Genomic DNA, 14495 nt, shown 5'->3' on the forward strand with positions numbered 1-14495 from the left:
GGCGTTACTATCTAGTGGTAGTCAGCAACACCGAGTAGTGGAAGGAGGCACTCCGATGGGCAAGCAGGAGACCGAGATGCTCAAGGGAGTCCTGGAGGGCATCGTCCTCGCGATCCTCGCCACGCGCGCCGCCTACGGGTACGAGATCACGGCATGGCTTCGGCAGCAGGGCTTCTCCGACATCGCGGAGGGCACCGTCTACGCGCTGCTCGTCCGCGTCGAACAGCGAGGCCTCGTCGACGTCGAGAAGGTCCCCTCCGAGAAGGGGCCGCCGCGCAAGGTCTACACCCTCAACGCGCAGGGCGAGGACTACCTCACCGAGTTCTGGAGGACCTGGAGCTTCCTCGCCGAACGCCTCGAACAGCTCCGCCCCGCACGTCTTGTGAACGAAGAAGGAGAGAAGTAATGGCCGCCAAGTGGATCGAGGCCCTCACCGGGTCGCTCGAGCAGAAGAAGCAGTACAAGCAGGACATGGCGCGCATCGAGGCGCTGCCCGCGTCGTACCGGACCGCGGCCAAGGCCGTGCACCGCTACCTCATGTACGCGGGAGGCGTGGTCGACGGCGAGACCCTCACGACGATGTTCACGGACTTCGCCGACCTGTGGGAGCGCGCGGCGCTCGACGGGACCCCAGTCCGAGAGATCGTCGGCGACGACCCCGTCGCCTTCGCGGAGAACTTCGCACAGGCGTACACGGGCAAGCAGTGGATCGACAAGGAGCGCAACCGCCTCAACGAGGCGATCGCCGAGGCGGAGAAGGAGGACCAGGGATGAGCCCCACTGCCACAGTCACCGCCGCCATCCGCGTCACGGGTGTCGAGAAGTCGTTCAAGGACGTGCACGTGCTGCGCGGCGTCGACTTCGAGGTCGCGCCCGGGAGCATCTTCGCCCTGCTCGGCTCGAACGGGGCCGGCAAGACGACGCTCGTGCGGATCCTCTCGACGCTCCTGTCCCCCGACGCGGGCACGGCCGCGGTCAACGGCTTCGAGGTCACGACGCAGGCCGGCGACGTCCGGGAGTCGATCAGCCTCACGGGGCAGTTCGCCGCCGTCGACGAGGTGCTGAGCGGTCGCGAGAACCTCGTGCTCGTCGCGCGGCTCCGTCACCTCGAGAACCCCGGCGCGATCGCCGACGAGCTGCTCGCCCGCTTCGCGCTCACCGAGGCCGGCGGCCGTCGCGCGTCGACGTACTCCGGCGGCATGCGCCGGCGGCTCGACATCGCGATGAGCCTCATCGGCGAGCCGCCGATCGTCTTCCTCGACGAGCCCACGACGGGCCTGGACCCCCAGGCGCGGATCGAGGTGTGGGACACCGTCCGGGGGCTCGCGAAGAACGGCACCACGGTGCTGCTCACGACGCAGTACCTCGATGAGGCCGAGCAGCTCGCAGACCGCATCGCGATCCTGCACAAGGGCACCATCATCCAGAACGGCACGCTCGACGAGCTCAAGCGGCTCCTTCCGCCGGCCCAGGTCGAGTACGTCGAGAAGCAGCCCTCGCTCGAGGACGTCTTCCTCGCGCTCGTGGGCGAGACCGCGGAGACGGATGCTGCTCCCGCCGCGGACGCCGGCGAAGCCGTCACGACAGGAAAGGAACTCCGATGACAACTCACGCCATCGGCGACACCGCCGTGCTCACCAGCCGGTCCCTCCGGCACATCCTGAGAAGCCCCGACACGATCATCACGACGGCCGTCACGCCGATCGCTCTGATGCTCCTGTTCGTCTACGTCTTCGGCGGCGCGATCGACACGGGATCGCAGGAGTCGTACATCGACTACATGCTCCCCGGCATCCTGCTCATCACGATCGCGTCGGGCATCGCCTACACGGCGTACCGGCTGTTCCTGGACATGCAGGGGGGCATCTTCGAGCGCTTCCAGTCGATGCCGATCGCCCGATCGAGCGTGCTGTGGGCACACGTGTTCACGTCGCTCGTCGCGATCCTCGTCTCGATCGCGGTCGTGATCGGGGTCGCCCTGATCATGGGGTTCCGGACGGGGGCCTCGGTCCTCGTGTGGCTCGCCGTGCTCGGCATCCTGACCCTGTTCACCCTCGCCCTGACGTGGATCGCCGTCATCGCGGGTCTCTCGGCCAAGACCGTCGACGGGGCGAGCGCGTTCAGCTACCCGCTGATCTTCCTGCCGTTCATCAGCTCGGCCTTCGTCCCGACCGAGTCGATGCCCGCGCCCGTCGCGTGGTTCGCCGAGAACCAGCCCGTCACTGCGATCGTCGACACCCTGCGCGCCCTGTTCGCGGGGCAGCCGGTCGGCACAGACATCTGGGTCGCACTCGCCTGGCTCGTCGGGATCCTCGTCGTCGCGTACGGCTTCGCGGTCGCGATCTACCGGCGCAAGTTCCGCTGATCGGAGCACGGACGGGCCGCTCTCCCTCAGGAGGGCGGCCCTTCCGCCGTCTCAGCGCAGCTGCGCGAAGGCCTCCACCCTGTCGGTCGGTCCCACGATGAGGATCTGGTCGCCTTCCGACAGCACCGTCTCGTTGTCGGCGTTCTGCCAGACCCCCTGACCGGCCCGGAAGGCCGTGACGGTGATGCCGTGCTCGCGGCGGATCGTCGTCCTGCCGAGCGGAACCCCCAGGATGCTGGCAGGCGACGCGATCCTCGCGAGCGCGTAGCCCCGCTCGATCTCGAGGTAGTCCATCGCCGCGCCGCGCACGAGATGAGCGACGCGGCGGCCCATGTCCTTCTCGGGATACACGACGTGGTGGACGCCGAGCTGCTCGAGGATCCGGCCGTGCTGCTCCGTCACCGCCTTCGCCCAGATCACCGGGATCTTCATGCCGAGGAGGATGGACGACGTCAGGATCGACGCCTGCACGTCGGCCCCGATCGCGACGACGACCCTGTCGAACTCGTCGACCGCGAGCTGGCGCAGCACCTCCTCCTTCGTGGAGTCGGCACGCACGACCTGGGTCAGCTCGCCGTTGTGGGCCTGGACGAGGTCGTCGTCCATGTCGATGCCGAGCACCTCGGTGCCGGCCGCCATGAGCTCGAGGGCCAGGGCGCTGCCGAAGCGGCCGAGACCGATGACGGCGACCGAGTCGGCCTCCGCGATGCGCCGCGAGGTGTCGCCGAAGAGCGCGAATCTAGCCAATGGCGGGCCTTTCCGTCGGGAACTCGTACAGGGTACGGCGATCGCGCAGTGCGAAGGCCGAGCCGATCGTCAGCGGGCCGAGCCTGCCCATGAACATGAGGAGGACGAGGATCACCTCGGCCGTCGGCGGGAGGTCGTACGTGATGCCGGTCGTGAGCCCGACCGTGCCGAATGCCGAGATCGCCTCGAAGAGCACCTTGTCGAAGGCATGGCCCGTGACGACCATGAGGGCGATGACCGAGGCCACGATCGCGCCGAGCGACAGCAGGACGACCGAGATGGCCTGGCGGTGCACGGCGCGCGAGAGCCGCTTGCCGAAGATGTGGACGGACGCCTCACCCCGCAGCTCCGTCAGCAGGATGAACCACAGCACCGCGAACGTCGTCACCTTGATGCCGCCCGCCGTGCCGGCGGGGCCCGCGCCGATGTACATCAGGACGTCCATGCCGACCCACGTCTCGTCGTGCATGAGGCCGATGTCGACCGAGTTGAACCCCGCCGTGCGGGTCTGCACCGAGTGGAAGAACGCGATGAGCACCCGCGCCCACGGGTCGTAGGCGCCCAGGGTGCGCGGGTTCGTCCACTCGAACGCACCGATGTAGGTCGTCCCGGCCGCGAGCAGCACGATCGTGACCGACAGGACGATCCGCGTGTTCATCGTCCAGCGGAGCGGATGCCGGAACTCCCGCCGCAGCTGCATCAGGACGGGGAATCCGAGGCCGCCGAGGATGATGGCGGCGCAGATGGGCAGGCAGATGAAGGGGTCGGCGGCAAAGCCGATGAGGTTGTCGCTGAACAGCGCGAAGCCGGCGTTGTTGAACGACGAGACGGCGTGGAACACGCCCAGCCAGGCCGCTTCGCCCGCCGAGTAGCCGTAGCCGAGGGCGAATCTCGCGAAGAGGAAGAGGAACGTCACGCCCTCGATGAGCAGGGAGATGAGCAGGATGCGGCGCGCGAGCCCGCGGATGTCGTCGAAGCCGATCGCGCCCGCCTCCATCGCCGCCGTGAGCCGGCTCGCGACGCTCATCTTGCGCGCGAGGAAGAGCCCGATCGTGGCCGCCGAGATCATGATCCCGAGCCCGCCGAGCTGGACGAGGAGCATGATGACGACCTGGCCGAACGGCGTCCAGTGGGTCTCGGTGTCGACGACCGTGAGCCCCGTGACGCACACCGCCGAGGTGGCCGTGAAGAGGGCGTCGAAGAAGTCGGTGACCCGGCCGGAGCGCGCCGAGATCGGGAGCATGAGCACACCCGTGCCGATGAGGATCGCGACCGCGAACGCCGCGACGATGCTGCGCGCGGGGCGCAGCCGCCGCGTCCGAGGGCGCTCGGGGCGGCGCGTTCGCGAGGTCACGCTGTGGACTCTATGCCCGCGCGAACGCGCGCGACGGGTGACTCACGAGCCGCGGATGACCCGCGGGCCGCGCCTCGGTGCGGGGTTCGCCTACGCTCCCGCCGCCCATTTCGATACGCCGCTTCGCGGCTACTCACTGACCGTCGCCGGCGGGGGTCGCCTACGCTCCCGCCGCCAGCTCCCGAGCCCGGGCGAGCGCGGCATCCGTCGCCTCCGCGAAGAGTCCTCCGAGGTGGGCGCCCTTGAGCACCGCGATCGCGCGCTCGGTCGTGCCCTTGGGGCTCGTGACCCGGCGACGGAGCTCGGCGGGGTCGTCGCCGGATGCCTCGAGCAGCGCGGTGGCGCCGATGAAGGTCTGCTCCGCCATGAGCCGCGCCTGCTCTTCGCTGAAGCCCTTGCCGATGGCCGCCTCGGTGAGCTCCTCGATGAGGAGGTAGACGTAGGCGGGGCCCGACCCTGAGATCGTGGACAGGGCGTCGATCTGGTCCTCGGGCACGTCGACGACCGTGCCGACGGTCTCGAAGAGGCGCCGCACGAGAGCTGCGTCGTCCGCGGTCGCCGCGGTTCCGGCCGCGAGGCCCGTGACCGCCTTTCCGACGAGGGCCGGCGTGTTCGGCATCGAGCGCAGGACGGGGATCGCGTCGCCGAGGATGCCCTCGAACGTCGCGATCGTGACGCCCGCCGCGAGGCTCACGACGATCGTCCCGGGGCGCAGGTGCGGCGCGATCTCGCGCAGCAGGTCGGGGACCATGGCGGGCTTGACGCCGATGAGGACGATGTCGGCGGATGCCGCGGCATCCGCATTCCCGGACGCCTGCTCCTCCATTGCGATCGAGGTGACGCCGTCGAGCTCTGCGAGCTCGGACGCCTTGGCGGCCGTGCGGTTCGTCGCGACGATGCCGCCTCCTGCCAGGCCCGAGCGCACGAGGCCGCGGAGGATCGCGCCTCCCATGGAGCCGGCACCGAGGAACGCGAGAGGAGGAAGTGAGTCGGGCATGAACGTCATCCTATGAGCCGCGGGTGAACGATCGGGGGTTCTTGATTGCGTCTTGACTTATATAAGTTGCGACGCAAGAATGGGGTCATGCACGCGCTCGACATCCTCGGAGACCCGGTCCGCCGCCGGATCATCGAGCTGCTCGCCGACGGCGAGCGCAGCGCGGGCGAGCTCGGCGACGTCGTGCAGCGCGAGTTCGGCATCTCGCAGCCCGCCGTGTCGCAGCACCTGCGCGTGCTCCGCGAAGCCGGGTTCGCGACGGCGCGGGCCGAGGGCACGCGCCGCCTCTACACCGTGGATCCGGCTCCGCTCGAAGCGGCCGACGCCTGGTTCGACCCGTTCCGCCGGTTCTGGCAGCCGCACCTCGACGCACTGGCGACGGAGCTCGCGCGCGGCCGCCGCGCGCGGCGGCTCGAGGCCGAGCGAGCCGAGCGCGAGGCCGAGACGGATGCCGCGCCGGCCGCGGACGACGAGGAACCGGATACCGCGGCATCCCCCACCGACGACACCACGAGTGCCGACGCCGACGGCGTCGGCACGGACCCCGAGACGAAGGAGAACTGACCATGGTCGATGTCGATGCACAGATCGAGGCCGTCGAGCGCGGCGTCGAGACGACGGACCGCGACGGCGAGGCCGTGCGCGTGCAGCGCCTCGCGCAGGAGTACCCCGCCGACCTCGACGACGTCTGGAACGCCGTCACGACGGACCGCGTCGCGCGATGGTTCCTGCCGATCAGCGGCGACCTGCGACTCGGCGGCCGCTATCAGCTCGAGGGCAACGCGGGAGGCGAGGTCCTCGAGTGCGCGCCGCCTGCGGACGGCGCGGCGCACTATCGCGCGACCTGGGAGTTCGGCGGCGGCGTGACCTGGATCACCGTGCGGCTCTCCGACGCGGGAAGCGGCCGCACGCGGCTCGACCTCGAGCACGTCGCCCGCGTGGCGGACGTGCCCGAGGACATGTGGGAGAACTTCGGCCCCGCCGGAACGGGCATCGGGTGGGATTCGGGGCTGCTGGGCCTCGCCCTGCACCTCGGGTCGGCGGCCGACGGCCCGAGCCCCGAAGAGGGGGAGGCATGGATGCTGTCCGCCGAGGGCCGTCAGTTCACCCGCCGCTCCGCCGACGAATGGGCGCGCGCGCATGTCGCGGACGGCGCGAACCCCGATGCTGCGGCTCGCGGTGCCGCCGCGACGGCGGCGATGTACCTCGGCGAGGCGCCTTTCGACATGGGCGAAGGCGCCTCGTAAGCGGCGCCGACTCGACGCGGAGGGTGCCTCGCCCCACCATGTGACGAGGCATCCCGCCGCTTCTGCGGTCCCGCTCCCACGACGTCCGGGAAGCCCGCTGACCCCATCCGAGCCGAGGGCTATAGTCGAGGCAGCATGGGGGCTCTGCGGCCCTCGGCGAGAGCGAAGGGACGCAGCAAATGACCCTGTTCGAGGGCATCACCTCCCGGTCCGTCGAAACGTCGCGACTCGTCGTGAACGTCCTCGAGCGCGCAGGTGATGACGCCGGCACGCCGCCCGACCGCACGGTCGTCCTCGTCCACGGAAACGGCTCGTCGTCGCTGTTCTGGCAGGAGGTCATGCAGGACCTCCCCCATGACCTGCGGGTCGTCGCGGTCGACCTGCGCGGCTACGGCGGGACCGAGCACGCGCCCATCGACGCGACGCGCGGCGTGCGCGACTTCAGCGACGACCTCTTCGAGACACTCCAGGCCCTCGGCATCCCCACGGCGCACCTCGTCGGCTGGTCGATGGGCGGCGCCGTCATCCTGCAGTACGCGCTCGACCACCCCGTGCTGAGCCTCACGCTCGAATCCCCCGTGTCGCCGTACGGCTTCGGCGGGACCCGCCGCGACGGCAGCCGCCTCACCGACGACGACGCGGGAACGGGCGGCGGCGTCGCGAACCCCGACTACGTCGCACGGCTGATCGCCCACGACGCCACCGACGAGGCCCCCACGTCGCCGCGCAGTGTCTTCCGCTCGGGTTACGTCGCCCCCGGCTACACGACCGCGCACGAGGACGTCTGGGTCGAGTCGATGCTGTCGACGTCGACCGCGACGGGCAACTACCCCGGTGACTCCGTGCCGAGCGACAACTGGCCGGGCTTCGCGGCGGGCACCGTCGGAGTGCTCAACACGATGGCCCCCCAGTACTTCAACCTCTCGGGCATCGTCGATCTCGAACCCAAGCCGCCGATCCTGTGGATCTACGGGACGGAGGACGCGATCATCTCGGACACCTCGTTCTACGACTACAACCACCTCGGGGCGCTCGGCATCGTCCCCGACTGGCCGGGCGCCGACGTCGCCCCCGCGCAGGAGATGGTGTCGCAGACGCGGGACGTGCTCGGCGAGTACTCGGCGCGCGGCGGCGAGGTGACCGAACTCGCCCTCGAGGGCGTCGGGCACACCGCGCACCTCGAGCGCCCCGCGGAGTTCCGGCACGCCCTCCTCATCGTGATCGGCTACGTCGGGCACCCCGTCGACCCGGCTCCCCCGACCGAGACGATCATCCTCCGCTCCGCCGACTGACGCATCGATCGGCGCTCGTCAAGCGGCGCAGGCGGCGGTCTCGGCATCCGTAGACTCGTCGCCATGAGTGCATCCGGCGGCGGCAAGGCGATCATCGCGGCGTTCCTGGCGAACATGGGGATCGCGCTGGCGAAGTTCGTCGCGTGGCTCGTCTCCGGCTCGGCGTCGATGCTCGCGGAGTGCATCCACTCGCTCGCCGACTCGGGCAACCAGCTCCTCCTGCTGCTGGGCGGACGCATGGCCCGGCGCAAGGCAGATGCGCAGCATCCGTTCGGCTACGGCCGCGAGCGCTACGTCTACGCCTTCGTCGTCTCGATCATCCTGTTCTCGGTGGGCGGCCTGTTCTCCATCTACGAGGGCGTCGAGAAGCTCACGCACCCGCATGAACTCGAGAACTTCTGGGTGCCGCTCGTCGTGCTCGTCGTCGCGATCGTGCTCGAGTCGTTCTCGCTGCGCACGGCGGTCAAGGAGAGCAACCACGTCCGCGGCCGGGGCCAGTCGTGGGTGTCGTTCGTGCGTCACGCGAAGGCTCCCGAGCTGCCCGTCGTGCTCCTCGAGGACATCGCGGCGCTGACGGGTCTCGTGTTCGCCCTGTTCGGCGTCGGCCTCACCGCCATCACGGGCAACAGCGTCTTCGACGCGATCGGCACGCTCATGATCGGAACGCTTCTCGTCCTGGTCGCGATCGTCCTCGGCATCGAGACGAAGAGCCTCCTCGTCGGTGAGGGCGCCACGATGGGCGACCATGACCGGATCGTCGCAGCCATCGAAGCGGGTCCCGAGGCCGAGAAGGTCATCCACATCAAGACCCTGTACCTAGGCCCCGACGAGCTGCTCGTGGCCGCCAAGCTCGGGTTCGTCTCCGACCGCTCGCTCGGCGACGTCGCGGCCGACATCGACCGCATCGAGTCCCGCGTGCGCGAGGCCGTGCCCGCCGCCCGGGTCATCTACCTCGAGCCCGACATCCTCCGGTCCGAGACCCCCGTCCCGCCGACCGAGGAGATCGTGCTCAAGTCCGCGGACTGAGACCGGCCGGCGTCAGCCGGTAGGACGGCAGGCCGCGCCGGCGGATGAGCCATTCCGCGACGACGAGGTTCGGCAGCCAGCACAGGAACGGCACGACGGCGTACGCGTTCGCGAACGCCGCGTCGAACTCGAACGCCCCGAACGGGATCTGGACGACGAGCAGGAACGGCAGCCAGAGCCGCAGCGTCACGGCCGCGTAGGTCAGGGCGTAGTTGCGGATCATCCACGACTGGTGCGCCGCGACGTCACGACGACGGATGCTGCGATACGCCCGCCACGCGGTCACGAGCCACAGCACTCCGAGTGCGCCGAAGCCGAAGAGTCCGACGAGCCCGGCCGCGCCGAAGGGCGCGATCACGAGCCCCGCCAGTCCGCCGATCGCCACGCCCGAGAGATACACGCGCCCGGTCCAGCGGTGCACGCGAGGCCGCCGCTCGCGCAGTCCGCGCCAGAACTGGAGGGGTCCGAGCATGAGCGCGACGGCCGCGCCGACGATGTGCGCGTAGAGCGCGACCTGGACGAACGCGGGCTGGCCGGCGTAGTGGCTCGCGAGGCCCACCTCCTCGCCCGCGAGCTGGGGCAGCGACGCGGTGAAGTACGGGACGGCCGCGAAGGCGACGATCGCGAGCGACCCGAGGGCCATCACGAGCCATGCGACGCGTCCCGCACCGCGCCGCGGGCGCGGCGAGACGGTCGCGGGAGGGGGTGCGAGGAGTCGTTCGGTCACGACTCCGACGCTAGGGAGAGGGCACGGCGCGCGGGATGGTGCTGTCCCCCGCGTCCGCCCGGGGGCTGGCCCGGCCGGCCCGGCCGCGAACTCGCCGCCGCCGGCTCAGCGGCGCGCGTCGAAGAAGGCGCGCAGGAGCGAGGATGCCTCGTCCTCCGCGACGCCCCCGACGACTTCGGCGCGATACGGCAGACGCCGGTCGCGCAGCACGTCGTACATCGAACCGGCCGCGCCGGCCTTCTCGTCCCATGCGGCGAACACGACGCGCGAGACGCGCGCCTGGAGCGCCGCGCCCGCGCACATGAGGCAAGGCTCGAGCGTCACGACGAGCGTCGAGCCCTCCAGGTTCCAGTCGCCGGTGCGCTGCGCCGCGGCCCGCAGGGCGACGATCTCGGCGTGCGCGGTGGGGTCTCCCGTGTGCTCGCGCAGGTTCAGGCCCTCGCCGATGATCGTGCCGGCAGCATCCGTCACGACCGCCCCGACCGGCACGTCTCCGTGCGCGCCCGCGTCGGCCGCGAGGGCGAGCGCGCGATCCATCGCGGCGCGGTCGATCGGGTCGGCGAGCATTCCTGCATGCTACGCGGCCGCCCGCGTCGACTGCCTAGACTCGACAGGTCGACAGGGAGGAACGGATGCCGGATCTGCGGGTGGATCTCGAGCGCATGCGCGCGGTGGGCGCGGACCTGAACCGGGTCGCGCACGAGTTCGAAGGCGCCGATGTGCGCAGCGACGGCATCGCCGACGCGACCGGGCACCCGGGACTCGCGGACGCGGTCCGGTCGTTCGCGCACTCGTGGAACGACACGCGCGAGGAGATGACCGGCGGCATCCGCGCCTTGGGCGATGCCGCGTCGGCGATCGCCGACGGGTTCGGTCAGACCGATGCCGATCTCGCGGCCGCGATCTCGGGAGAAGGCTCATGAGGCCGGCGGACTGGTCGGCCGCGGGGCTTGCGGCGGATCCGATCCCCGGCGACCCCGTCGCCGTCTCGGTCGGCGGGCGCGACTACCTCGCCGTGGCCGACGCGATCGACCGGACCGCGCGGAGCCTGCGCTCCCTCGGGGTCGACGGCCAGCACGCCGAGGCGGTCTACGCGCTCGCCGAGACCGCGGGCACTGTCGCCGACGACATCTCACGCGCCGAATCCCGCTACCGTGCCACCGGCGATGCGCTCGTCGAGTACGCCGGCGTGCTCGAGTCGGCGCAGTCGCAGTCCCTCGAGGCGCTGTACCAGGCCCGATCCGCTCGGGATGCCGCTTCTCACGCGTCTTCGGATCAGCACCGCTACCTCGCGCTGGCCTCGAATGAGACCGACCCGGCGACCGCCCTGCGGTACACCTCGCTCGGCGACGACGCCGCGTACGAGCTGCGCGTCGCGGACTCCCAGGTCGCCGCGGCTGTCGAGCGGATCGACGCCGCGCGGCGTGATCGCGATCGCGCCGCCGAGCACGCGAGGCAGCGCATCCACGACACGACCGCCGACGACGGGCTCAACGACTCGTGGTGGCAGGACTGGGGCAAGGACGTCCTGTCGGTCGTCACGGACGTCGCCGGCATCGTGGCGGCGGTCGCCGGGATCCTCGCCCTCGCCGTCTCGTGGATCCCCGTCATCGGCCAGGTGCTGGCCGCCGCCCTGCTCCTCGTCGCGGGCATCGCGGCGATCGTCAACGCGATCGGCAACGTCATCCTCGCTTCGACGGGAGACAGATCCTGGACCGAGGCGATCATCAGCATCGCCGGGGCGGCGCTGGCCGTCGTCGGTCTCGGGGCGGCGGCGCGCGTCGTGGGCTCTGCCGCCGCCGCGGGCCGCATCAACGCGGCGGCGCGGCTTCAGGCCGGATTCAAGGGCGAGATGCTGACGGTGCGCGAGGCGCTGCGCGTGCGGCCCTCCGCGATGGCCGAATCCGAGGCGCTGTGGCGGGCTCCGCTCAAGGAGGTCGCCGACGGTGACGTGGTCTACCGGCTGTACGGCACGCCGCCCGGTGTGCCGGTCGGCGAATCGGCACGGGCCTGGGGCGCGTCGTACTCGCCCACGGCGCCGTGGGAGCTGGCCAGCGTCCGCTCGTCACTCGGACTCCCGTCGGTCAATGCGGCCGACAACCTGGTCATCGCGGAGGTCACCGACGCATCGAGGAACGTGCTCACCCGCCACGCACTCCCGCTCGACGGCATGCCGGGCGGCGCGACGGAGTACATCTTCCCCGGCTCCTTCGGCGACCTGAAGGGCGTCGACATCCTCGACAACGTCGTCTTCCAGGTGCCATGACCCGCATCGCAGAGCTCGACTTCAGCCACAGCGTCGTCACCTTCGACGATCCCGAGCACCCCAGCGGCCTCGGGATCCCGACGACGCAGCCCCTGCAGGGCGACCCGTTCGAGGCCTTCGCAAGACTGGGTCCCGATCGCTACGCGTGGCTCACGGCGACCGCCGTGTGGGGAGAGAACGAGCATCCGTGGGCGCTCGTGCGCCGCTATGACGTCGACGGCGACAGCGACGCGCACGTGCCGAGCAGGCTGCCCGACCCTCGCCTGCGGCTGTCGGGCGAAATCGTCGTGACGGACGACCTCGAGGCGGGCAGAGCCGCGCGCTCCCCCGGCTCGGCGCCGCGCCGCCCGAGACGCGTGCAGACGCGCGCATGGACCGAGGACGATGCGCGGCCGTTCGACGTCGTCGTCACCGACGGGATCGCCGACGCGGATCCCGCGACGCTCGTCGTGCTGGCAGGCGGAGGCATTCCCTCGGGGGCGGCTTTCCTCACGGAGGCGGGTCTCGCGGGCCGCCTCGCGCAGAGCGAGGAGAACCTCACGGTCGACATCACGCCCCGCGGGGAGGTCGTCCCGCCGCCGGCGAGCTGGTGGCAGCGGCGCGCGCTCGCACGGCTTCCGCGCCGCATCGTCGTGGCAGGGACCGCCCGGCCTGACACGAGCGGGAGTGCCCATGTCTGACGGAGCCGAGAAGCGCATCGACATCGCACCGTCGACTGACGTGGGCTCGGAGCGTCTCGCAGCAGCCCTCGCCGCCGTCGATGTCGGCGCCATCGGGCGTGCGCTGCGCCACGACTACGTCATCGTCCCGCTCATGCGGGGCGCCGACGGCGAGACGCAGACCCGCGTCATCGAGGCGAACGATCCCGACGGCGAGCACCGCTGGGTGCTCGCGCTGTTCTCATCGACGCAGGCGTTCGCGCAGTTCATGGGCGACAGCCCCGAGCGCGAGTTCGCCATCCGGCGCGGGTCGTCGCTCACCGGGTTCATCGAGCAGTACCGGCATCTGCTGCGCCGCGTCGTCTTCGACCCCGCCGGCCCGCATCCCGTGCAGGCGTCCGTCGAGGACGTGCTCGCCTCACTCCAGCCCGCGGCCGGCGATGACGACGTGTCGTGGATCGCCGACGAGTCCGGCGCGCCGGCGCGCGGCATCCGTCCCGGCGAACGCGTCGTCGGGCTCGACCTTGCGCTTCCCGACGACTGGGCGACGATCGACCTCACCGACCCGAAGCGCACGAAGAAGGGCGTCGAGGCGCTGCTGAAGGCCCAGCTGCGCGGCATCCCGCAGGCCCCCGTGCTCACGGCGCAGCTCACTGCCTGGCTCACTTCGACGGCGCGCGATGCCGCGGCGGCAGGCGGCCAGGAGATGGCCTTCCTCACGCGGCGGACCGAGGTCCCCACGCCCTCCCCACTCGCCGCTGACGCGTCGAGCGGAGCCTCGGGGCGCGTGGGCCCGGCTGCGGCCGCCGTGTCGCTCACTCGCTACTGGCAGGACCTCGGAGCGCCGGGAGATCACCTCGACCAGCTCGCCGCTCGTCTGCACGCCGCGGGAGGCGACGCGCAGCTCGCGCGCGCCGAGACAGCGGCCGGCCCCTTCGTGCGCCACATCCACCGGCGGCTCGGTCCTCCCGAGCTCGCGGCGCGTCCCATCGTCGTGCTCGACTATTGGCTCGAGTTCCCCGACCGTCGCGGTCTGTGCCTCGTGAGCTTCTCGACACCGCACCAGGACGCGGTCGAGGCGATCGCCCGCCTGGCCGACGGGATCGTCCTGGCGGCGAGCTGGGAGCTCGCTCCCGGCGACGCGGGGTCGACGCACTAGCCTGAGCGTATGCGCCTGCACGTCGCGGATCACCCGCTCATCACCCACAAGCTCACGGTGCTTCGCGACGCCGGCACCCCGTCGCCGGTCTTCCGGCAGCTGACCGAGGAGCTCGTGACGCTCCTCGCGTACGAGGCGACGCGCAACGTCCGGGTCTCGCCCATCGAGATCGAGACCCCCGTCACCCGGACGACCGGCGTGAAGATCGGCGAGCCGCGCCCGCTGGTCGTGCCGATCCTGCGCGCAGGCCTCGGGATGCTCGAGGGCATGGTCAAGCTCATCCCCACGGCCGAGGTCGGCTTCCTCGGCATGGTGCGCAACGAGGAGACGCTCGAGCCGTCGACCTACGCCGAGCGCCTTCCCGAGGACCTGAGCGACCGGCAGTGCTTCGTGCTGGACCCGATGCTGGCAACGGGCGGCTCGCTCGGCGCGGCCATCGAGTTCCTCTTCAAGCGCGGCGCGCAGGATGTCACGGCGATCTGCCTCCTCGGCGCCCCCGAGGGCGTCGGGGCGATCGAGCGCCAGGTGGGCGACCGCGATGTGACGCTCGTGCTCGGCGCGCTCGACGAGCGCCTCAACGACCGCGGGTACATCGTGCCGGGCCTCGGCGACGCCGGCGATCGGCTCTACGGCACGGTCTGATCACCGCTGCGACG

Annotated in this window: 18 protein-coding genes; 13 read left to right on the forward strand and 5 right to left on the reverse strand. The window is 71.0% G+C overall.

Annotation, left to right across the window (positions count from 1 at the left end):
- Positions 1-55: 55 nt before the first annotated feature.
- From ABZ477_RS06030 to ABZ477_RS06045, 4 genes are read left to right on the forward strand one after another with little or no spacing between them, the layout of a single operon-like run.
- Positions 56-406, forward strand: a complete 351-nt coding sequence (locus tag ABZ477_RS06030) for a PadR family transcriptional regulator (RefSeq protein WP_360129370.1) — start codon at positions 56-58, stop codon at positions 404-406.
- Complete coding sequence (locus ABZ477_RS06035; protein ID WP_360129373.1) at positions 406-774, forward strand: DUF1048 domain-containing protein; 369 nt, start codon at positions 406-408, stop codon at positions 772-774. The genes ABZ477_RS06030 and ABZ477_RS06035 overlap by 1 nt, the downstream gene beginning before the upstream one ends.
- The gene (locus ABZ477_RS06040; protein ID WP_360129376.1) at positions 771-1604 is read left to right on the forward strand and encodes an ATP-binding cassette domain-containing protein; all 834 of its coding nucleotides are present in this window, start codon (positions 771-773) and stop codon (positions 1602-1604) included. The genes ABZ477_RS06035 and ABZ477_RS06040 overlap by 4 nt, the downstream gene beginning before the upstream one ends.
- Positions 1601-2365, forward strand: coding sequence for an ABC transporter permease (locus ABZ477_RS06045; RefSeq protein ID WP_360129379.1), 765 nt, complete (start codon positions 1601-1603; stop codon positions 2363-2365). The genes ABZ477_RS06040 and ABZ477_RS06045 overlap by 4 nt, the downstream gene beginning before the upstream one ends.
- Before the next feature lie 51 nt (positions 2366-2416).
- On the opposite strand, the gene ABZ477_RS06050 is transcribed toward ABZ477_RS06045, so the two are convergent.
- From ABZ477_RS06050 to proC, 3 genes are all read right to left on the reverse strand, one after another.
- On the reverse strand, positions 2417-3112 hold the full coding sequence (locus ABZ477_RS06050; protein WP_360129382.1) for a TrkA family potassium uptake protein: 696 nt from the start codon (positions 3110-3112) through the stop codon (positions 2417-2419).
- Complete coding sequence (locus tag ABZ477_RS06055) at positions 3105-4466, reverse strand: potassium transporter TrkG (RefSeq protein WP_360129385.1); 1362 nt, start codon at positions 4464-4466, stop codon at positions 3105-3107. Before ABZ477_RS06055 ends, ABZ477_RS06050 begins: the two co-directional genes overlap by 8 nt.
- Positions 4467-4626: 160 nt before the next feature.
- Positions 4627-5463, reverse strand: coding sequence for a pyrroline-5-carboxylate reductase (gene proC, locus ABZ477_RS06060; protein WP_360129388.1), 837 nt, complete (start codon positions 5461-5463; stop codon positions 4627-4629).
- An 87-nt stretch (positions 5464-5550) separates the two neighbouring features.
- On the opposite strand from proC, the gene ABZ477_RS06065 reads away from it, so the two are divergent.
- The 4 genes from ABZ477_RS06065 to ABZ477_RS06080 all read left to right on the forward strand — a co-directional run bounded on the left by ABZ477_RS06065 (position 5551) and on the right by ABZ477_RS06080 (position 9028).
- A complete protein-coding gene (locus ABZ477_RS06065) occupies positions 5551-6027 on the forward strand; it encodes a metalloregulator ArsR/SmtB family transcription factor (protein ID WP_360129391.1) in 477 nt (158 codons plus the stop codon).
- 2 nt (positions 6028-6029) lie between these two features.
- Positions 6030-6710, forward strand: a complete 681-nt coding sequence (locus tag ABZ477_RS06070; protein ID WP_360129394.1) for an SRPBCC domain-containing protein — start codon at positions 6030-6032, stop codon at positions 6708-6710.
- A 179-nt stretch (positions 6711-6889) separates the two neighbouring features.
- Positions 6890-8002, forward strand: coding sequence for an alpha/beta hydrolase (locus ABZ477_RS06075; protein ID WP_360129397.1), 1113 nt, complete (start codon positions 6890-6892; stop codon positions 8000-8002).
- 63 nt (positions 8003-8065) lie between these two features.
- Positions 8066-9028 carry a cation diffusion facilitator family transporter gene (locus ABZ477_RS06080; RefSeq protein ID WP_360129400.1) on the forward strand — a complete coding sequence of 321 codons (963 nt, stop codon included), beginning with the start codon at positions 8066-8068 and terminating at the stop codon, positions 9026-9028.
- Here the strand turns inward: ABZ477_RS06080 and ABZ477_RS06085 are convergent.
- Together ABZ477_RS06085 and ABZ477_RS06090 are read right to left on the reverse strand one after the other, a co-directional pair.
- A complete protein-coding gene (locus ABZ477_RS06085) occupies positions 9012-9755 on the reverse strand; it encodes a DUF2306 domain-containing protein (protein WP_360129403.1) in 744 nt (247 codons plus the stop codon). The genes ABZ477_RS06080 and ABZ477_RS06085 overlap by 17 nt on opposite strands.
- A 105-nt stretch (positions 9756-9860) precedes the next feature.
- Complete coding sequence (locus ABZ477_RS06090; protein ID WP_360129835.1) at positions 9861-10292, reverse strand: nucleoside deaminase; 432 nt, start codon at positions 10290-10292, stop codon at positions 9861-9863.
- A 95-nt stretch (positions 10293-10387) separates the two neighbouring features.
- Between ABZ477_RS06090 and ABZ477_RS06095 the strand changes: the two genes are divergently transcribed.
- From ABZ477_RS06095 to upp, 5 genes are read left to right on the forward strand one after another with little or no spacing between them, the layout of a single operon-like run.
- On the forward strand, positions 10388-10678 hold the full coding sequence (locus ABZ477_RS06095; protein WP_360129406.1) for a hypothetical protein: 291 nt from the start codon (positions 10388-10390) through the stop codon (positions 10676-10678).
- The gene (locus tag ABZ477_RS06100; RefSeq protein WP_360129409.1) at positions 10675-12021 is read left to right on the forward strand and encodes a putative T7SS-secreted protein; all 1347 of its coding nucleotides are present in this window, start codon (positions 10675-10677) and stop codon (positions 12019-12021) included. Before ABZ477_RS06095 ends, ABZ477_RS06100 begins: the two co-directional genes overlap by 4 nt.
- On the forward strand, positions 12018-12701 hold the full coding sequence (locus tag ABZ477_RS06105) for a hypothetical protein (protein ID WP_360129412.1): 684 nt from the start codon (positions 12018-12020) through the stop codon (positions 12699-12701). The genes ABZ477_RS06100 and ABZ477_RS06105 overlap by 4 nt, the downstream gene beginning before the upstream one ends.
- Complete coding sequence (locus ABZ477_RS06110; RefSeq protein WP_360129415.1) at positions 12694-13839, forward strand: hypothetical protein; 1146 nt, start codon at positions 12694-12696, stop codon at positions 13837-13839. Before ABZ477_RS06105 ends, ABZ477_RS06110 begins: the two co-directional genes overlap by 8 nt.
- Before the next feature lie 9 nt (positions 13840-13848).
- Positions 13849-14481, forward strand: a complete 633-nt coding sequence (upp, locus tag ABZ477_RS06115; protein ID WP_360129418.1) for a uracil phosphoribosyltransferase — start codon at positions 13849-13851, stop codon at positions 14479-14481.
- The last annotated feature ends 14 nt before the right edge of the window (positions 14482-14495 follow it).

It is taken from the genome of Microbacterium sp. NPDC019599, from assembly GCF_040632175.1.
Lineage (GTDB): Bacteria > Actinomycetota > Actinomycetes > Actinomycetales > Microbacteriaceae > Microbacterium.